At 74.0% G+C, this 18,995-nt stretch carries 15 protein-coding genes; 10 read left to right on the forward strand and 5 right to left on the reverse strand.

The annotated features are described in order from the left end of the window. Positions 1–84: 84 nt before the first annotated feature. Both ACI792_RS16900 and ACI792_RS16905 read left to right on the forward strand, forming a co-directional pair. Positions 85–1,737, forward strand: a complete 1,653-nt coding sequence (locus ACI792_RS16900) for a peroxidase family protein (RefSeq protein WP_456603616.1) — start codon at positions 85–87, stop codon at positions 1,735–1,737. 135 nt (positions 1,738–1,872) lie between these two features. Further along, a complete protein-coding gene (locus ACI792_RS16905; protein WP_456603617.1) occupies positions 1,873–2,826 on the forward strand; it encodes a UDP-glucuronic acid decarboxylase family protein in 954 nt (317 codons plus the stop codon). A gap of 61 nt (positions 2,827–2,887) precedes the next feature. Here the strand turns inward: ACI792_RS16905 and ACI792_RS16910 are convergent, their stop codons facing one another. Then, positions 2,888–3,805: a Wzz/FepE/Etk N-terminal domain-containing protein gene (locus tag ACI792_RS16910; protein WP_456603618.1), complete on the reverse strand. Its 918-nt coding sequence runs from the start codon at positions 3,803–3,805 to the stop codon at positions 2,888–2,890. A gap of 54 nt (positions 3,806–3,859) precedes the next feature. Continuing rightward, positions 3,860–4,732, reverse strand: coding sequence for a sulfotransferase domain-containing protein (locus tag ACI792_RS16915; RefSeq protein ID WP_456603619.1), 873 nt, complete (start codon positions 4,730–4,732; stop codon positions 3,860–3,862). A gap of 148 nt (positions 4,733–4,880) precedes the next feature. Here ACI792_RS16915 and ACI792_RS16920 point away from each other — a divergent pair, with 148 nt between their 5' ends. From ACI792_RS16920 to ACI792_RS16935, 4 genes are read left to right on the forward strand one after another with little or no spacing between them, the layout of a single operon-like run. Further along, a complete protein-coding gene (locus tag ACI792_RS16920) occupies positions 4,881–6,284 on the forward strand; it encodes a hypothetical protein (protein ID WP_456603620.1) in 1,404 nt (467 codons plus the stop codon). Continuing rightward, positions 6,281–7,678, forward strand: coding sequence for a lipopolysaccharide biosynthesis protein (locus tag ACI792_RS16925; protein WP_456603621.1), 1,398 nt, complete (start codon positions 6,281–6,283; stop codon positions 7,676–7,678). Before ACI792_RS16920 ends, ACI792_RS16925 begins: the two co-directional genes overlap by 4 nt. Continuing rightward, complete coding sequence (locus ACI792_RS16930) at positions 7,675–8,601, forward strand: sulfotransferase family protein (protein WP_456603622.1); 927 nt, start codon at positions 7,675–7,677, stop codon at positions 8,599–8,601. The genes ACI792_RS16925 and ACI792_RS16930 overlap by 4 nt, the downstream gene beginning before the upstream one ends. After that, entirely contained in the window at positions 8,562–9,779 is a 1,218-nt protein-coding gene (locus ACI792_RS16935) for a glycosyltransferase family 4 protein (RefSeq protein ID WP_456603623.1), read from the forward strand. The genes ACI792_RS16930 and ACI792_RS16935 overlap by 40 nt, the downstream gene beginning before the upstream one ends. Here ACI792_RS16935 and ACI792_RS16940 read toward each other — a convergent pair. After that, complete coding sequence (locus ACI792_RS16940) at positions 9,742–10,995, reverse strand: glycosyltransferase family 4 protein (RefSeq protein ID WP_456603624.1); 1,254 nt, start codon at positions 10,993–10,995, stop codon at positions 9,742–9,744. The two genes, ACI792_RS16935 and ACI792_RS16940, sit on opposite strands and share 38 nt — an antisense overlap. Beyond that, the gene (locus ACI792_RS16945; protein WP_456603625.1) at positions 10,992–11,915 is read right to left on the reverse strand and encodes a sulfotransferase family protein; all 924 of its coding nucleotides are present in this window, start codon (positions 11,913–11,915) and stop codon (positions 10,992–10,994) included. Before ACI792_RS16945 ends, ACI792_RS16940 begins: the two co-directional genes overlap by 4 nt. A 144-nt stretch (positions 11,916–12,059) precedes the next feature. On the opposite strand from ACI792_RS16945, the gene ACI792_RS16950 reads away from it, so the two are divergent. The 4 genes from ACI792_RS16950 to ACI792_RS16965 all read left to right on the forward strand — a co-directional run bounded on the left by ACI792_RS16950 (position 12,060) and on the right by ACI792_RS16965 (position 18,386). After that, positions 12,060–13,556 (forward strand): sugar transferase, encoded by a 1,497-nt coding sequence (locus tag ACI792_RS16950; protein WP_456603626.1) that lies wholly within the window; start codon positions 12,060–12,062, stop codon positions 13,554–13,556. A 58-nt stretch (positions 13,557–13,614) separates the two neighbouring features. Beyond that, complete coding sequence (locus tag ACI792_RS16955) at positions 13,615–15,216, forward strand: glycosyl hydrolase family 28-related protein (RefSeq protein ID WP_456603627.1); 1,602 nt, start codon at positions 13,615–13,617, stop codon at positions 15,214–15,216. Between the two features lie 501 nt (positions 15,217–15,717). Beyond that, entirely contained in the window at positions 15,718–17,718 is a 2,001-nt protein-coding gene (locus tag ACI792_RS16960; RefSeq protein ID WP_456603628.1) for a multicopper oxidase domain-containing protein, read from the forward strand. Further along, positions 17,715–18,386: a hypothetical protein gene (locus ACI792_RS16965; protein ID WP_456603629.1), complete on the forward strand. Its 672-nt coding sequence runs from the start codon at positions 17,715–17,717 to the stop codon at positions 18,384–18,386. Before ACI792_RS16960 ends, ACI792_RS16965 begins: the two co-directional genes overlap by 4 nt. An 83-nt stretch (positions 18,387–18,469) precedes the next feature. On the opposite strand, the gene ACI792_RS16970 is transcribed toward ACI792_RS16965, so the two are convergent. After that, the gene (locus tag ACI792_RS16970; protein ID WP_456603630.1) at positions 18,470–18,955 is read right to left on the reverse strand and encodes a cupin domain-containing protein; all 486 of its coding nucleotides are present in this window, start codon (positions 18,953–18,955) and stop codon (positions 18,470–18,472) included. Between the last annotated feature and the right edge of the window lie 40 nt (positions 18,956–18,995).

The following is an 18,995-nucleotide window of genomic DNA, read 5'->3' on the forward strand; positions in this document are numbered from 1 at the left end:
CGCACGGAGGCGATGAGGGTGGAGACGGAGCACCGGGTTGCGGGCGGCGGGTGCCCGTTCAGCGGGGCCGGCCGGGAGCGGGGGGTGGCCCGGCGCGGTTTCCTCGCCGGTGCGCTGGCCGTGGCGGTCGCGCCCGTCGTCGGGGGGATCGGGGGCACCGCCCGCGCCGAGGAGCTGACGACCACCGACCCGGTCACCGACCCGACCGCGCCGGTCACCGAGGGGCCCGCCGAGACGGCCGCGCACGCCGTCGGCGACCCGCGCGGCGCAGAGGTCGCCGCCCGGGTCGACCGGAACCTCGAGGCCCGGTTCGGGCTGATGTTCAAGGACCTGCCGCCCTTCGCCCCCACCGACGGGCTGCTGCTGTGGCTCGCGGCGAGCATGAACGACGGCAAGGCCCCGCTCTCCGACGTGAAGGACAGCGACGTCGCCTTCGACAACCCCGGCATCCCGGCCGGCTACATCTACTTCGGCCAGTTCGTCGACCACGACATGACCCTGGACAAGACGCCGCTGACCCACCGGCTGCAGGACCCGATGGCCATGAAGAACTACGACACCCCGTGGTTCGACCTCGGCAGCGTCTACGGCAAGGGCATCAAGGGCAGCCCCCAGCTCTACGACCCCGCGCGCTACGGCTACCTGCGGGTGTGGGAGCACGACGGGCTGGTGGACCTGCCCCGCGACGACGTCGGCGCCGCCTACCTCGGCGACCCGCGCAACGACGAGAACCTCATCGTCGCCCAGCTGCACACCGTCTTCCTCCGGCTGCACAACAGCTTCATGGACCAGGGCATGACCTATGCCCAGGCCCGGCAGCAGACCCGCTGGCACTACCAGTGGCTGATCGTGAACGACTACCTGCCGCGCATCGTCGGCAAGCCGTTGGTCAGCAGCCTGATCAAGCGCGACGGCACGATCAAGTTCACCGGCACGCTCTACCGGCCCGGGAACCCGCTGAACCCCTACATGCCGATCGAGTACTCCGGGGCGGCCTACCGGTTCGGGCACAGCATGATCCGCGCGGAGTACGAGATGCAGGACGGCCACACCGTCCCGATCTTCGGCGCCGACGGCTACGAGGACCTGCGCGGCAACCGGCCGATCCCCGAGAACCTCTGGTGCGACTGGAACTACTTCTTCGACATCCCGGGGCTCTCGTCGCCGGACGACCGCAACATGGCGCGGCTGATCGACTCCCAGCTGTCGCTGCCGCTGTTCACGCTCCCGTCCACCGTCGTGGCGCCCACCAGCAAGGCGATCGTCGCGCTCGCCGAGCGCAACCTCCTGCGCGGCAAGCGGCTCGGGCTGCCCTGCGGTCAGGACGTCGCCACCGCCATGGGCGTCACCCCGCTCACCAACGCCGAGCTCGGGCTCAAGCAGCCGGGCTGGGACGGCAAGGCCCCCCTCTGGTACTACGTGCTCAAGGAGGCCGAGCTGGTCAACGGCGGCCGCAGGCTGGGCCCGGTCGGCGGCCGGATCGTCGCCGAGACCATCCTCGGCATCATGGCCCTGGACCCCGACTCGTACTTCAACCGCCGCCCGTCCTTCCAGTGGCAGGAGAAGAAGACGATCGGCGACCTGATCCTCCTCGCCGGCGCGCTCGACCCGCGCTCGCGGATCGTCCAGCCGGAGGACGAGGTCGTGGAGGTCGGCGCCCTCCCGCTCGAGCCGGAGGAGGAGATCAACCCGGAGGCGACCTCCCCGGTCGGCTCGGAGAACCTCCTCACCCCCTGACGTCCGGGATCGCTCGCGGTGCGGCTTCCCGCCCTGCGATCGCCGTGCCGACCCCGGCCAGGGCCCCACGGGGCCGCCGGCCGGGCTACGGTGCCCGACCACGGATCGCCTGCTGCAGGAGGAGAGGACCGACCGATGTCCCGTGCTGTCGTGACCGGCGGGGCCGGCTTCCTCGGATCGCACCTCTGCGAAGCGCTGCTCGACCGCGACATCGAGGTCCTGTGCCTCGACAACTTCCTGACCGGCACGCCGGCCAACGTCCAGCACCTCCTGGAGCGACCGGGCTTCCGGCTGGTACGGGCCGACGTCACCGACTTCGTCCACGTCCCGGGGCCGGTCGACCACGTGCTGCACTTCGCCTCCCCGGCCTCCCCGATCGACTACGCCGAGCTGCCCATCCACACGATGAAGGTCGGCTCGATCGGCACCCTGCACTCGCTCGGTCTGGCCAAGGAGAAGAACGCCCGCTTCCTCCTCGCCTCCACGTCGGAGACCTACGGCGACCCGCTGGTCCACCCGCAGCCGGAGAGCTACTGGGGCAACGTCAACCCGGTGGGGCCGCGGGGGGTCTACGACGAGGCCAAGCGGTTCGCGGAGGCGCTGACGTCGGCCTACCGGCGCACCCACGGCGTCGACACGGCCATCGTGCGCATCTTCAACACCTACGGCCCCCGGATGCGACCACGGGACGGCCGGGCCATCCCCACGTTCATCCGGCAGGCCCTGGCCGGGGAGCCGATCACCGTGGCCGGTGACGGCAACCAGACCCGCTCCGTCTGCTACGTCAGCGACCTCGTCGAGGGGCTCGTCCGCTTCCTGCTCTCGTCGGAGCCGGGACCGATGAACATCGGCAACCCGCACGAGTTCCCGGTCATCGACCTGGCCCGGCGCATCAGGGAGCTGACCGGTTCAGGCTCGCCGATCGAGTTCATCCCCCGCCCCGAGGACGACCCGACGGTCCGCCAGCCCGACATCGGCCTCGCCCGCCGGACGCTGGGCTGGGAGCCGCAGGTCTCCCTCGACGAGGGCCTCAAGCGCACCATCGACTGGTTCGCCACGCATCCGGACGTCGTGCGCGCCACCCGGTGACGGGTGACGGGGAACGGCCCCCCGGCCCGTCGGCCCAGCCCGGGGGCGAGGGCAGCGCCCCTCAGCGGCGGCTCAGCGCCTGCGCCGCCGCGACCGCGCCCCCCGCGAGCACCAGGCCCGCGACCACCCCGACCAGCAGGTTGCGCCGGAGCGATCCGTCCGCCCGCTCCTCCGGCAGCTCGGCCGCACTGCTGATGTAGGCGAGCGCCTCGGGGTTCCCCATCACCCGCAGGTCGACCTCCAGGCTCGCGATCTGGGTGTTGAGCCGGCGCAGCTCGGTCTCCACCGGGTCGAGCTCCGAGCTGAGCGTCCGCTGGATCGCCAGCCGCTGGTTGAGCAGCCGGGAGAGCTCGACCGGGTCGGTCTCCACGGCCACCGCCTCGTCCAGCGCGGCCACCGGCTGGAGGATCTCCTGCTGCCGCGCCTGGAGCGCGTCGCGGTCGGCGATCAGCAGGTCTCGAAGCGCGGTGGTCTCCGCGACGTCGCTCGCGTGACGGGTCGCCACGTAGGTCTCGGCCCACGTCTGCGCCGCGTCCCGGGCGGCGTCCGCGGCGCCGGCCTCGGCGACGAACAGCAGCGAGCTGGACTCGGCGGCGGCGCGCACCTCGACCTCGGCCTCTCCCCCGGCGGCCTCGGCGGCGAGCTGCTGGAACTCGTCGCCGCTCACGTAGACGAGCTCCGCCGCCGGGGAGCGGATCAGGGCGCCCGCCGAGGTGCCGCCGGTGCGCGGGAAGAGCTGGCGGCTGTCCTCGGTCCGGACCAGCACCTCCGCGTCCGACCGGTACACGGGCCCGAGGACGAACAGGGAGCCCACCGCGACCACCAGCACGACGAGGAAGGTGGCCAGCGCCACCCACCAGTAGCGCCGGAGCGCGGCGAGGTACTCGACGAGCCCGGAGCGCGTGGCGTCGTCCCGGTGGGTGCCGCGACTGCGGTCCGCGGTCGGGTGCGACGTTCCGTCAGGCGCGGTCTCCAGCACGGCGGTGAACGTACCGGCAACTCACGGGTTCCTGTGGTCTCGGTCGCATCACGATCACCAGGCGCCCAGCGACCGGCCGAGCACCGCGGCGAGGTCGGCGTTCGGTGCGGCGAAGCGTTCGCGCAGCCCGGCAGCGGTCTCGGGCGCCATGGGCGGGTAGGTCGCCGGCCCCTCGTTCAGCCGGTTGACCAGGTGGCGGGCGCGGTACAGCGTGCGGCTGGGGACACGGGCGACGAGCCGGCGGGCGGGGCTCCCAGGCCGCTGCGCGGCGAGGAAGGCCCGGGCGAACCACGCCGACCGGGGCGACCTGCCCTGGTTGTGACCCGCCGTCGCGTCCGGCGCGTGCGGGGCGAGGCCGGCCAGGTCGAACAGCTCCGCGCAGACCCCTGCTGCGTCGGCTCGCAGGTCGTCGGAGAGGTAGACGCGGAGCCGCTCCGGCGGCACGGTCCCCAGGAGCGCCCGCACGTGCGGCGCGTAGATCCCGTTCCCGACGTACTGCATGTCGCGGGCCTGCGGCGGTGCGCTCACCGCCCGGCCCGCCTCCCGCGCCAGCCCCTCCTCGAAGGTGGCCGCGTCCTCCCACCCGCGCAGCCGGGCGTAGTGGAAGTGGGAGTACGCGCGCGGCACGGGATCGCGGAGGACGGCGACCACGACCGCGGACGTGGTGTCGACGATGCGGCGCACCGCGGCCGCGTCGTACATGGCCATCGTGTGCTTGGCGACCAGCGGCGCGTCCCCCACCGACGGGGGGAAGTACTTCTCGACGGCGTGCCCCCAGCCGCGGGCGACCTCCTCGTCCCGGCCGAAGAACGGCATCTCCCGGTGCACGTGGCTGCGCACGTCGGGATGCTGGGCCAGGTAGTGGAACAGCGCGGTCGAGCCGCTCTTCGGCGCACCGACGACCATCAGTCTGGGGCCCGGGCGCATCCGCCGGATGCTAGGGGAACCGGCCGGTGTTGCGGAACGGCGGACCTCCCGCAACCCGCTCCGCTGCGTTAGCCTCGCCGACCAGCCGTCGCGGGACGGCGCAGGTCGGAGGTGCGGTGGGTCTCTCCCACGACGTGGTGGCGCGGTCGTGATCGCGCCGCTGCTCGCCGTGGCCGCGTCCGCGGTCGTCTGGGCGCTGGTCTACCGCGCTCTGGTGCACCACCCGCTCGACGCGATGGCGCTGGTCCTCTACTACCTGGCGCTGCAGCTGCTGTGGCGCCCGCTGGTGCTGGCGGCGGAGCTGGACAGCCCGTTCCCCACGCTGTTGTTCCAGGACCGGGACACCGAGCTGCTCCTGCTGCGCGGCCAGGCGGTCGTCGTGCTCTTCCTGATCGCCCTGTGGGCCGGCGCCCGGCTGACCACCCCCCTCGTCCGGCCGGTGTCGGTCCTCTTCCCGCAGCTGCGCGGACCCCTGCCGCCGCGGATGCTGGTCGTCCTCGCCGTCGTCCTGACCGCCGCCGCCTCGGCCGTCACCGTGGCCCTGTGGATCCGGTACGGCGGTCCGTCCGGGCTGCTGCAGGCCTCGAAGGTCGACCGGTCCCTGACCGACAGCCGGGCGCTGCGGACGCTTCCCCTGCTGGCCGCGCTGCTGGGCGTGGCCGCCTGGTTCTCGGTGCGCGGCGCCGGCCCGCAGCGCCTGCTGCTCCTGGGGCTCGTCGCGGTGAACGGCTACCTGAGCTGGACCTGGGGCGCCCGCGACGTGCCGGTGCTCTCAGCCGTCGCGCTGCTCGCCGGTGGGCTGATCTTCGGCCGGATCGGACGCCGCGCGGCCCGCCGCCCGGACGGGCAGTGGCTGCGCGACCCCCGCTGGCGCCGCCGCTTCCTGCTGGTGCCCGTGCTGGCCCTGTCGTTGGCCTTCACGCTGCGCGCCGCCCGCGACACGGTGCTCTGGGGCGACCTGGCGCCCACGATCGAGGGGCAGGGCACCGTCCGGCAGGTCGCGGTCGCCACGAACAACACGTTCTACGACGCGCTGCTCCTCTACCTCGACGACTGGCCGGACCGGTTCGACTTCACCGGCGGCTCCGACTTCGTCGACGGCTCGGTCGCCGCGGTGCCCTCCGTGCTGTCCGGCCCGCAGGAGCCCTTCGTCTCCCCCGCCGTGCAACTGGCCCAGACCTACATCGACCGGAACAACGGCTTCCCGGCGACCCCGGTCGGCGACTGGTACGTGAACTTCGGGTACCCGGGCATCGTGCTCGGCGGCCTGGTGAGCGGCCTCGTCGCCCGGGCCGGTCAGTTCGCGTTCCGCCGGTTCCTGCGCGATCCGCTGGTGTGGGGTTTCAGCCTGGTCTTCATGATCCGGGTCTTCCCGGGTGGCGTCTGGGCGACCTCGGCACCGAAGTGGGTCGCCATCGGCCTGCCGATCATCGCGTTCACCGTGCTGCTCAACCTCTTCCTCCGGCGGGCGCGCGATGGCGGCGAGGGAACGGCCACGCCTCCGCCGGCCGGGGAGGATGCCGCCGCCGGGCGGACGGTGTCCGCCCGGTGACCGCCCCGCTCACCGGTCACAGGGGGCGTGCGGGCGCGCGCCGGTCCCTCCGCCGCGACACGGTCCTGGTCGCCGTCGGCCAGTTCGCCGCCGTCGTCAGCGCCCTGCTCGTCGCCGTGGTCGGGGCGCGCGTCCTCTCCACCGCCGAGTTCGGGGCCCTGTCGTGGGCCCTGAGCTGGCTGACCTTCCTCGCGGTCCTCGCCCAGTTCGGGCTCCCCCAGGTGGCCACCATCGCCGTGGCGCAGCAGGCCCGCCGCACCCACGCGGACCTGCTGCGGCGGCTGGTCCTGGCGCAGGCCGCCGGTGTCCTGGTGACCGCAGCGATCTGGCAGTGGGCGGTCGGCCCGGCGGCGGTCGCGGCCGGCACCCCGGCCACGGCGTACCGGTCGCTGGTGCTGCTCGTGGCGCTGTGGCTGCCGGCGGCGGCCCTCTGCCCCGTGCTGGTCAACGTGCTCCGGGCGCGGAACCGCTTCGGCCTGGCCCTGGTGTTCGGCGAGCACGTCCGCCGGGTGGTGCTCGTGGTGGTCCTGCTGGCCGGCGCCGCCGGCGCCGTCACGACCCTGTCGGCGCGAGCCGCGGTGGCGTGGACGGTCGCGATCGAGACCGCGGTCGTGCTCGCCGCCCTGCTGCTCCTGTCCCGCGAGGTGACCCCCGCGGGCCGGCACGCGGCCGGGCGGGCAGCGGACGACGGACCGGCCGGGGAGGTACCGGCGGACGCGACCGAGGGCCGGAAGGGCGACGGTCCGCCGTGGCGGCTGCTGCGCACGGGCAGCGCGTTCGCCGTCGCCTCCCTGGCCTCGGTGACCCTGCCGCAGGCCGGCGTGTGGCTGCTCGCGGTGGTCGCCCCGGTCGAGGAGGTCGCCGTCTTCGCGGTGGCGGTGCGGATCGCCGTCCTGGTCGCCGTCCCGACCGCCATCGGCATGCGCACGCTCGCGCCGCGGGTGGCGGCGGCGTCGGTCGAGGGCCGGATGGCGACGCTGGCGGAGCCGGTCCGCCGGTTCGCGGTCTGGTCCACCGCGGCGACCGCCGCGGCGGTCGTCCTGCTCGGCGCGACGGGGCAGGTCGTGCTCCCGGCCCTGTTCGGGGCCGAGTACGCCGCCGCCCTGGTCCCGGCCCTGGTGATGAGCGCCGGCGTGCTGGTCAACGCCTGGACCGGGCCGTGCTCGGTCGTCCTCTCCCACGCCGGGCAGCAGCGGACCGTCGCGCTCAGCGCCCTGGCGGCGGCGCTGGCGTTCGCCGGCCTCGCCACGTGGTGGGGGGCAGCCTGGGGCGGCACCGGGGTGGCGGCGGCTGCGGCGGTGTCCATGAGCGCCCGCAACCTGCACCTCGCCCGGGCGGCGCACCGGACGCTCGGGATCCGCACGATCGCGCTCCCGCGCGGGGGTGGGTGGTGACCGGACCGCAGTTCCTCGTCATCGGCGCCGCCCGGTCGGGGACGACCGCGCTGTACCAGTACCTCGCCGAGCACCCCGGGCTCTTCCTCACCGAGCCGAAGGAGCCGCACTACTTCGCGCTCGCCGGGACGACGCCGGCGTTCACGGGGCCCGGCGACCGGCAGACCATCAACCGGCTCGCCGTGCCGGACCGGGATGCCTACCTGCGGCTGTACCGCGACGCCCGGCCCGACCAGCTCCGCGGCGAGGCGTCGGTGTCGACGATGTACCACCCCGGGGCCGCGGCCCGCGTCCGGGAGATGGCCCCCGACGCGCGGCTGGTCTGCCTCCTGCGTGATCCGGTGGACCGGGCGCTGTCCGCCTACGGCTTCATGCGCACCCGCGGCTGGGAGCCCTGCGCGACCTTCGAGGAGGCGCTGGCCGACGAACCGCGCCGGATCGCCGAGGACTGGCACCACATCTGGCACTACGTCGGCATGAGCCGCTACGGCGAGCAGCTGCGCCGGGTGCTGGAGGTCTTCCCGCGCGAGCAGCTCCTGGTCCTGCGGCACGAGGACATGACGGCCGACCCGGACGCCGTCCTCGCCCGGGTCTACGCGCACCTCGGGGTGCCGCCGGTCCCCCGGACCACCACCCCGGACCCGCACCGCTCCGGCGAGCCGCGCAGCCGGTTCCTCGGCCGGGTGGTCAGCACCCACCACCCGCTGAAGAAGCTGGTCTCGCCGCTCCTGCCGACGTCGCTGCGCCGCGGGCTGCGGCGGCGGGTCGTCGCCCGCAACATCGTGCGGATCGGCTACCGGCCGGAGACCCGGCGCGCGCTGGTGTTGGACCTCGCCCCCGACCTCGAGCTGCTCGAGCAGGTCACCGGCCTGGACGTGGCCGCGTGGCGGGCGCCCGAGCGGCCGGCGGGCGGCCCCGGGTGACCGGCCCGGCCGGACGCCTGTTCATGACCCTCCGGCTGCCCGACCGCACGGGTGCGGCCAAGATGGCGCTGGAGTTCGCCCGGGCTCTGCGCGCCGACGGCTTCGACCTGACCCTCGTGCACGGAGCCGCCCCGCGGACCGGCCCGAGCATCCTGCCCGACGTCGCCGCCCTCGGCGTCGCGACCGTCCTGGAACGGCGCCTGGAGCGCCCCTGGGACCCCCGGCTCGTGCCCGCGCTCGCCGATCGGGTGGGCAGCGACGGCGGGCGCTGCGTCATCGGCGTCAACCAGCGGGACCGCGCCCCGGCCCTGCTCGCCGCCGCCCGCGCCGGGGTCCCGGGGGTGCTGATGGTGCAGAACCAGCACCACTTCTGGGGGCCGCGACCGCTGGCGGCCCTGAAGCGGCGCGGCTACCGGGCCGTCGTCGCCCGGTCGACCACGCTGGCGGTCTGCACCTCCGCCGTCGTGCAGGAGGAGATGACCGGCTTCGGGGTCCCGCCCGGGCGCACCGTCGTCCTCCCCAACGGCATCGCCGTCTCCCCGCCCGTCCGGCTCACCCCGGCGGAGCGGGAACGGCTGCGGGCGGAGATGGGCGCCGGCGAGGAGGACCTGCTGCTGCTCAACGTGGGCCGACTGGACCGGCAGAAGGGTCAGGACGTCCTGCTGGCGGCCCTCGACGGACTGTCCGCGCCGGTGCGGGTGGCGCTGGTGGGGTCGGCCGGGGACTCCGTCGCCGCCCGCCGGACCCAGGACTACGCCACGTCCCTGCACCGGCAGGTCCGCGACCTCGGCCTGCAGCGCACCGTCACCTTCCTCGGCTGGCGGGACGACGTCGCCCGGCTGCTGGCCGCGGCCGACGGGTACGTGCACACCGCCCGGTGGGAGGGGCCCGCGCTGCCGCTCGCGGTCATGGAGGCGATGGCCGCCGGCTGCCCGACGGTCTTCACCGACTGCTCGGGGCGGCCGCCGGTCTTCGAGCCGGGCCGGGACGGGTTGCTGGCCGTGAGCGAGGACCCGGCGTCGGTCCGCCAACGCATCGCGGAGCTGGCGGCGCTCTCCCCGGCCGATCGCGCCGCGATGGGCGCCGCGGGCGCGGCCCTGATCCGCACCCACTACCGGGTCGAGGACCTCGGCCGCACGTTCAGCCGGCTCGTCCGCGGGGTGCTGGAAGCCGGCTGATCCGGGCGCGACGCCGCGCCAGCAGCTCGTCGTAGAGCGCGACGTGCGCCTGCACCATCCGCTCCGGGGCGAAGTGCTCGACGAAGCGCCGTCGTCCCGCCGCCCCCAGCCGGGCGGCCAGCTCCGGGTCGGTCAGCACGCGCACCAGGTCGCGGGCGAGCCCCTCCACGTCGCCCGCCGGCGAGAGCAGCCCGGTCTCCCCGTGGACGACGACCTCCGGGATGCCCTCGACGGCGAAGCCGACCACCGGCTTGGCCGCCGCCATCGCCTCCAGGTTCACGATGCCGAACGCCTCCCAGCGCGACGGGAGGGCCAGCACGTCGATCGCCCGCATGACGTCGGGGAGGTCGTGCCGCCAGCCGGTGACGTGCACGTGGTCGGCGACTCCCAGCTCGCGGGCCAGCGCCTCGCTCTCACCCCGCCGGGTGCCGTCACCGACGACGACGACGTGCGCCCGTGGCACCTGCGCGAGGACCGCGGGAACGGCGCGGACCAGCAGGTCGACGCCTTTCTGCTCCTCGATCCGGCCGACGAGGGCGATCAGCGGCACGTCGGGCGGCAGCCCGAGCTCACCCCGCAGGCGGGCCCGGTCGGCCGCCGCGCCGTCGCCCACGGCCATCCGCGTGGAGTACGGGATGACCGTGCAGTCCCCGGGCCGGAACAGCCGCGAACGGACGCCGACGTCGCGGATGAACGCCGAACCCGCGACGTAGTGCGTCGTGAACAGGCCGAGCGCGCGCTCGACGAGCCGGTACAGCGAGCGCTTCGGCTGAGGGACCCCGGCGTGACCCGCGTAGGCGTGCAGCATGTGCACCCGCACCGGCGTGCCGGCCGACCACGCCGCCACCCGGCCCATCGCCCCCGCCACCGACGTGTGGGTGTGGACGACGTCGTAGCGGTGCCGCCGGATGTCGGCGCGGATCCGCCGGAACTGGCGCAGCAGCTCCAGCGGCCCGTCGGGCGTCGCCTGCTTGAAGTGGCCGGCGCCGTGCGACGGGGCGTAGTCCAGCACCGGCAACCCGGAGCCGCCGATCGCGGCGTCCAGCGGCCCGCCGCCGGACAGCGCGATCGTGGTCTCGAACCGGTCCGGGGGCAGCAGGGTCGCCAACTGGAGCAGGTGCTCGGCCGAGCCGCCGACGGTGATGCCGGTCAGCTGCAGCACCTTGATCCGGTCGCTCCGTGACGGCGATCCGCTCCCGCGGGGCGCGCCGCTCACGAGCTCCCCTCCACGAGCGCGGCGGTCGGCCACGCGGTCAGCCGGCGGCCGAGCAGGTCCTGCAGCGCACCGACGTCGTCGGCGAAGGAGGCGGCCAGCCCGGCGCGGGTCGCGGGGTCGATCGTCGTCGGTGCCAGGTTCGCCGCGCGGACCCGTTCCCGCTGGCGCTGCGGCACCGCCGCGGTGACCAGCCGGCGCAGCGCCGGTGAGCGGCGCAGCACGTTCTGGGCGGCGGTGACCGCGCGGCTGCGCGGCAGGCCCGAGGCGTTGACCCGGCGGGTGGGGTCGATCGGCACCGACGGGTCCACCTCCAGGAACTCCAGCACCCGCCGCAGGTGACCGGCGGGGTCCGCGCTGAACTCCTCCTGGACGACGACGAGCAGGCGGTCCCCGAACGCGGCGGTGAACGGTGCGAGCTGCTCGGCGTAGCGGCTCAGGCGGGCGAGCTGCCACATGTGGCTCCACCCCGCCCGTGTGCGCTCCTCCTCCGCGGCCAGGCACTCCTCGAACGTCCCGGCGTCGTAGCCGCGCGAGCGCAGGTAGAGCCAGCTGGAGAAGGCCCGGTCGACCGGGTCCCGCAGCATGACCACCAGCCGGCAGCCGGGCGCGCAGCACCGCTCGATGGCCGGGATCGCGGAGCCGGGGTGGGCCAGCGTGGTCACCGACCCCTCCCCGAGCCGCGGTTCGGCGCGGCCGTCGAACAGCGCCCGCCACGACTCCTCCTCGCGCACGGCGGTCCGGTTGACCAGGTCGTCGTCACCCAGGCCGGTGAAGACCGGGGCCCCGCCCGGGAACGCCAGGAAGTGCGGCTCCTTCGGGGTGGACACGAAGACGTCCGGGTGCTCGCCCAGGAACGAGGTGAGCGCGGTGGTCCCGCTCCGGGCTGCCCCGATGACCAGGAAGTTCGCGGCTGCCCCCATCGCCGGGATGGTAGCGGCGCGGAACCCCGGACGGTCCGTTGCACCACCCCACGATTTGGGGGGTGGGCGCCCCCCACGCGTGGACCTGTCCCCCTCACGGACGGCCACGGAGTCTGTGGGCACGACGACGGAGACGGGGCCGCGATGACCGAGGTGTCCTACCAGGAGGGCCGGGCCGGCCTGACGCGGGTGCCGCGCCCGCGCGCCGGTGGGGCGCAGGGCCGTCCCGCGGCCGCCTCCGCGACCGAGCAGCTGCACCTCCCCGAGCGGGAGGCGCGGGACCGCACGGCGCTGGTCCGCGCCGGGCTGCTGGTCGTGGACGCCGCCGCGCTGGCGCTGCCGATGGCGTGGCTGGGTGGCGCGGACGCCGCCGCTGCGGCCTTCACCGTCGTCGCGCTCCTGGTGCTGGCCGCGACCGGCGCCCACCACCCCCGGATCACCCTCTCCGTCCTCGACGAGGCCCCCCGCCTCCTCTCCCGGCTCGGCGTGGCGCTGCTGCTGGTGGCGCCCGTCGCCTCCCCCTCGGTCACCGGCGTGGCCGTGCACGCGGCATGGGCGGTGCCGTGCCTGGTGGCCGGCCGGGGGCTCGCCTACGCGACCGTCCGCGCCGCCCGGCGCCGGCGGGCGGTCGAGGACCCCACCCTGGTCGTCGGGGGCGGCCGGCTCGGCATGGAGCTGCTGGCCACCATGCGGGCCCATCCCGAGCTCGGGCTTCGCGGCATCGGCTACCTCAGCGACGGCAGCCCGCTGGACGACCGGGAGCCGCTCGGCCACCTGGAGGACCTGGAGCTGGTGCTGGACACCTACGGGGTGCGCACGGTCGTCGTCGCCTACGGCCCCACCCGCGAGGCCGCGCTGGTCGACCTGGTCCGCAGCGCCGCGCTGCGCGACGTCGAGGTCTACGTCGTGCCGCGGTTCTTCGACGTCGGCATGGCCCCGTGCGGCCCGGACATCGAGGACCTCTGGGGCATCCCGCTGCACCGCGTCCGCCGGGCCGCTCTGCGCCGGGGCGCCCGGCGGGTCAAGCGGCTGATCGACGTGGTGGTGGCCGGGGCGGCCCTGACCCTGCTCTCCCCGGTCATGGCGCTGCTCGCCGCCGCGGTGCGGATGAGCAGCCCCGGTCCGGTCCTGTTCCGGCAGCCGCGGACCGGGCAGGACGGCGCCCGGATCGAGATGCTCAAGTTCCGCACGCTGCGGGTGGCACGCGAGCAGGGGCCGGTGGCGGCCGGCTCGACGCGGAGCACGATGCACGCGCGGCAGGTCGACGTCGAGCAGCGGCAGACCCGCATCGGGAACGTGCTGCGCCGGACCAGCCTGGACGAGCTGCCGCAGCTGTGGAACATCCTGCGCGGCGACATGTCCCTCATCGGCCCCCGTCCCGAGGAGTGCACCTACGCCGCCCGTTTCGCCGACTCGGTGCACGGCTACCGCGACCGCCACCGGCTGACCGTCGGCCTCACCGGCTGGGCGCAGATCCACGGCCTCCGCGGGGACACCTCCATCGAGGAGCGCGCCCGGTTCGACAACGCCTACATCGAGCAGTGGTCGCTCTGGCGCGACGTCGTCATCCTGATCCGCACCGTGGCCGCCGTGCAGAGGCAGGCCTTCCGCACGGCGGTCCGAACGGTCGCCCACAGCTAGGTCCATCCCTGCGCACCGCACCGGTCGCTCCCGGTGCACCGTCCGAGACGAGAAACCCATGCGCGAACACGACACCGGTCCCGCACCCGCAGGCACCCCGGGGACTCCCGGGCGGCCCGCCGGGCCCTCCCTGACCCGGCGCGGGCTCCTGATGCTCGGCGGCGCCGGGCTGGCCTCCCCGCTGCTCGCGGGCCTGACCTCCTCCGGCCCCTCCCCCGTCGGCACCACCGCGGTGGTGCCGCGGAAGGACGAGGACGACGTCCTGAACGCGCGCGACTTCGGCGCCGAGGGCGACGGCCGCGAGGACGACACCCGAGCCCTGCAGCAGCTGCTCGACGCCTCGTCGCGGCGCGGCGAGGTCGCCTACGTGCCCTCGGGCACCTACCGGTGCACGAGCGGGCTGCTGCTGCGCTCCGACGTGCGGCTGCACCTGGACCGGCGCGCGCGTCTGGTGAAGGACTGGGCCGCACCCCCCGGGATGACCGACGCCTTCCTGCGCAACGCCGACTTCGCCGTGAAGTCCAATCACGTCCAGATCACCGGCTCCGGCACGATCGGCGCCCGGGGCCACGACAGGACCGGTGTGGTGCTCGCCCTCTACGGCGACGACGTGACGATCGCGGACATCACGATCGACACCTACGCCGGCGGGCAGGCGATCATGTTCGCCGGCGACGGCGGCCGGATGGACGGGGTCACCGTCCGCGGCAGCGCTCCGGCGTTCGGCACCGGTGGGATCCGGGTGGTCGGCGGCGCGGACTTCCTCGCCACCGGCTGCCACGTCGAGTCCGGCGACGACTGCTTCCAGTTCGTGCCGATCGGCAACCCGGAGGCCGAGCCGACCCTCTACAACCAGAGCATCACCGGCGGCCGCTTCGTCGGGTGCACCGGCGCCAGCTCGGCGAGCCGGTTCCTGGTCGCCCTGCTCGAGTTCACCGGTGGCGAGCCCGGGACGACCGACATGGACGCCTCGGTGAGCGACTGCTCGTTCCAGGACTGCCACGGCTCGGCCGCCAACCGGGGCATCGTCGTCAAGAACACGCACAGCCGGGGGGCGATCGAGCGCGTCATCTTCACGGACTGCACCGTCGACATGTCAGGAGCCGAGGACGCCTCCACCCAGGAGATCCGGGTGCAGACCGATCCGGCATCGCGGGGCGCCATCCGCGACGTGACCTTCACCCGCACCGACGTGACCAACGCCAAGAACAGCCCGGTGCGGGTGGGCGGTCCGAACATCAGCCGGCTGACCTTCGACGGCTGCACCTTCTCCGCGCCATCGGGCGCCGCTCCGACGACCGTCGTGGTGGACGGCACCGACCGGCCGCGCTTCCACGACTGCACGTTCGTCGGCGCCCCGGGCAAGCGCCTGCTGGTGGTCGGGCCGGCGACCCCGGTGACCGCCCTCTCCGTGGAGAACTGCCGGTTCACCGAGCTCGACAGCCTCTGGGCCGTCGACCTGCTCGGCGTCAACGGAGCCCTGGTCGCCGGCTCCACCTTCGAGGAAGCGGGGGCCGGCTCGACCGCTCGGGCGATCCGGGTGTCGCCGACCTCGACCGCGGTCGTCATCGAGGGCAACGACTTCACCGGCATCAGCCACCCCGAGCCGGTCACCGACCGCGCCGCCGACACCGTCGTGCGGAGCAACACCGGCGGCTGACGGCCACTCCTCCTGCCTGCCGCCCCGCCCCGGTGCCCACCGGGGCGGGGCGGCACGGGCGTGCGGGCACCCGGGCCTCACGCGGTGGACCGCCGCGACGACCAGCGCCGACACCGTGGTGACGTTCCCGGCGCGCCCGGCTGCTGCCGCGCCGGCAGCCCCGGACGAAACGAATTCGTGCGGTTCCTGCCCTGCGTGAGAAGCCACGTGTCGGCTCGCCACGCCTATCCGTCATGCGCTTTCCGGCAGTGAGGCGGTAATCCCCGCAGCGGCTGACGCGGGCCGTGGCGCGCTGTGATCGGTGCAGGTCACACGCTCACTTTCCACACTAAGGACACGCACGGAAAGGCCGCGACCGCGTTCGGTCAATTACAGCGCGCGTCTCCGGAATTGACCCCCCAATTGGTGGGACCCGCCTCCCCCTCGCTTCGGCTGTGGCAGGTGGGGCCGCACGACGAGCATTCCTGCTGCACACAGCGGATCTGCCGAGGAGCGGTACCGATGGAAACGCCCAGCCTGAACCGACGCGACGTCCTGAAGCTCTCCGCAGCAGGCGCCGCCGCACTGACGCTGCCCCTCCAGGGCGTCGTGTCAGCGGCCTCAGCGTCCGAACTGGACGAGAGCAAGATGCCCCAGCCGTACACCCAGGCCTTCAAGGCGCCGGCGGTGCTGGAGCCGGTCGTCCGGGACGACGTCCGCAGCAACGTCTTCGGCTACGTGCCCGACGACTACGTGCCGGTGCCGGGCAACAGCCACTACCCGGGCGAGCCGATCCGGGGCTCGGAGTACCTGGGCACCGACTACTACCGCATCACCCAGACCAACGTGCAGGTCCAGCTGATCCCCGGCATGTGGACCAAGATGTGGGGCTACAACCGCTCGGTCCCCGGTCCCACGATCCGGACCTACCTGCAGCCCGACCCCGACAACCCCGGTCGCAAGATCCCCCGGCGGACGGTCATGCAGGTGCTCAACGAGCTGCCCAAGCGGCACCCCACCCTCGGCTACGTCCCCTGGACCTCGACCCACCTGCACGGCTCGCCGTCCAAGCCGCAGTACGACGGCTACGCCGGCGACCTGACCAACCCGGGTGAGTGGAAGAACTACCAGTACCCGAACAGCTGCACCCCGCGGACGATCTGGTACCACGACCACGGCGTGCACCACACCGCGCAGAACGTGTACATGGGCCTGGCCGCGCAGTACCACGTCGTCGACGAGGAGCTCGAGAAGGCCCTGGGGATCCCGCGCTGGGACCGGCAGAAGGCCGCCGAGGGCAAGCCGCAGTACGAGTTCCCGCTCATCCTCAGCGACGTCATGTTCACCCAGGACGGCCAGCTGCTGTTCGACGACGACAGCGAGTCCGGCGTCTACGGCGACGTGATCCTGGTGAACGGCGTGCCGTGGCCGAACATGAAGGTCGAGCCGCGCAAGTACCGGTTCCGGATGCTCAACGGCTCACTGGCGCGCGGCTACAAGCTCCGGATGAGCAACGGCATGCCGTTCAAGGTGATCGCGACCGACGGCGGCTTCATGCAGAGCGCCCAGACGGTCACCCAGTTCACCATCGGGATGGCCGAGCGGATCGAGTTCATCCTCGACTTCAAGGACCTCAAGGGCGCCAAGGTCCAGCTGCTCAACGACGGCGTCGAGAACGCCCGGGACTTCGACCACACCGGCAAGATCATGCAGTTCGAGGTGGGCCGCGGGGTGACGAGCTTCGACGGCAACCTCTCCCCGAACGTCCTCGGGTCGCCCCACCCCGTGATGACGCTCAAGGCCGCCGACCGGTCGGCGGTCCGGAAGATGGTGCTAGACCGGGGAAACGGCCTCTGGCAGATCAACGAGAGAACGTGGGACGACGTCGTGAGGTCGAACTACGAGCTGCTCTTCGCTTCCGTGGAGCGGGACGCCGTCGAGATCTGGGACGTGGAGAACGACTCCGGGGGCTGGTTCCACCCGCTGCACATCCACCTGATCGACTTCAAGGTGCTCAGCCGCACGAACACCGAGACCGGGGTCACCCAGCCGCCGCGGCCGGAGGAGCGCGGCCCCAAGGACGTCGTCTACGTCGGCGAGAACGAGACCGTGCGCCTGCTCATGAAGTTCGAGCACGAGGACGGCCGCTACATGATCCACTGCCACAACCTCTCGCACGAGGACCACGACATGATGGTCCAGTACCAGGTGGGCCACCACGACATCGACTGCGACTCCATCCGCACCGATCCCCCGAAGCCGCTGCCCGCGCCCGATCTGGTGCCCCAGGAGGCACCGGTGGAGGAGCCCGTCGTCACGGAGACGACGGAGACCACGGAGACGACGGAGACGACGGAGACCACCGCGACCACGGAGCCGACGGCCACGACCGAGGCGACCGCCACCACGGAGCCGACGGCCACGACCGAACCGACCACCACCACCACCGAGGCGACCACCACCACCGAGGCGGCCACCACCACCGAGGCGGCCACCACGACGACCTCGGCCGGTACGCCGTGAGCACGGCGGAGGTCACCGCGGCGCAGCCCGCGGTGACCTCGCCCCCCGGCCGTGCGCGCGGCCGTGCGCACGGCCGCATCGTCGGCCGGTGGCTCCGGGCGGGCGCGCTCGGGGCCGGGGTGGCCGGCGGGTTACACCTGGTCGCCGCGGTGGACCACCTGGAGGCCGGTGAGCTCGCGGTCGGGTTCTTCCTGGTCACGGGACTGGCCCAGCTCGGCCTGGCGGCCTGGCTCCTGCTGAACAGCTGGGCGGGCTTCCGGCCGGGGCCGCGCGTGGTCACGCTCGCGCTCGCCGGCACCGTCGGGCTGATCGGGCTGTACCTCGTCGCCCACACCACGAGCCTGCTCGACGCCTTCGCGGTCCACGACGGCACGCACGGTGGCCACGCCGGGCCGTCGCACGTGCCGGGGATCGACCCGGTGACCGGGATCGACCTCTCCGAGGGCGTGGCGGCGAACACCCCCGGCCCCGTCGCCATGGAGGGCGAGATCGGCCCGGCCCGGCACGCCCCGGGGTTCGTCGGCCAGATCGCCGTCGCCGCCGAGCTCCTGCTGCTCGCGGCGCTCGCCGCCCTGCAACCGGGTGCCTGGCGCCGCCGCACCGTCGACGCGGTGCTGGTCCTCGGCCTCCTCGCCTGGGGGCTGTGGTTCACCGGCGTCCTCGCCTGACGTCCGCGTCCTCCCGGCACCACAGCGGTGCCGCGGGGCCCGTCCTCACCCGGGGGCGGGCCCCGCGCCGTCCCCCCGACGGCTCAGAGCCAGTAGGTGTCGTGCCGGAGCATGAACTCCGCCCGCTCCTCAGGGGTCATCCGCTCGCCCCGGGCGAGGGTCTCGAAGTACTCCTCGCGGGGGCCGCCGGGGGCGAACATCAGGAGCATCGATGCGTGCGCCCCGCCGCGGAAGGCGTGGATGCCACCCTCGGGCACGTAGAGGAAGTCACCGGCGCCGGCGTCCTGCCAGGACCGCCCGTCGTAGAGGCTCACCTGCCCGGAGAGCACGTAGAACTGCTCGGAGATCGAGCGGTGGAAGTGCGGGGCCGGCCCGGCCTCCTCCTCCCCGAACGTGTAGCGGTAGAGCCCGAAGCGCCCGCCGGTCTCCGCGCCCGTGGCCAGGAACTCGCAGGTCACCTCGTTGGCCGAGACGGTGTCGGGGCGGCCGCCCGCGGGGCGCAGCCAGGCGCTCACCTCCCCGGTTGTGCCGCGGTAGAGGTCCGGTGGGTAGTGCCGGTGCAGCGACACGGTCGCTCCTGCCTGTCCGGGGCTGGGTGTCAGGAGAGGG

Source organism: Blastococcus sp. SYSU DS0669 (assembly GCF_054050895.1).

What these genes read in the sequence shown, in the direction of transcription:
- ACI792_RS16905 (WP_456603617.1), top strand. Translation starts at nt 1,873, where the DNA reads ATGTCCCGTGCTGTCGTGACCGGCGGGGCCGGCTTCCTCGGATCGCAC.
- ACI792_RS16950 (WP_456603626.1), top strand. Translation starts at nt 12,060, where the DNA reads ATGACCGAGGTGTCCTACCAGGAGGGCCGGGCCGGCCTGACGCGGGTG.
- ACI792_RS16945 (WP_456603625.1), bottom strand. Translation starts at nt 11,915, where the DNA reads ATGGGGGCAGCCGCGAACTTCCTGGTCATCGGGGCAGCCCGGAGCGGG.
- ACI792_RS16915 (WP_456603619.1), bottom strand. Translation starts at nt 4,732, where the DNA reads ATGCGCCCGGGCCCCAGACTGATGGTCGTCGGTGCGCCGAAGAGCGGC.
- ACI792_RS16955 (WP_456603627.1), top strand. Translation starts at nt 13,615, where the DNA reads ATGCGCGAACACGACACCGGTCCCGCACCCGCAGGCACCCCGGGGACT.
- ACI792_RS16960 (WP_456603628.1), top strand. Translation starts at nt 15,718, where the DNA reads ATGGAAACGCCCAGCCTGAACCGACGCGACGTCCTGAAGCTCTCCGCA.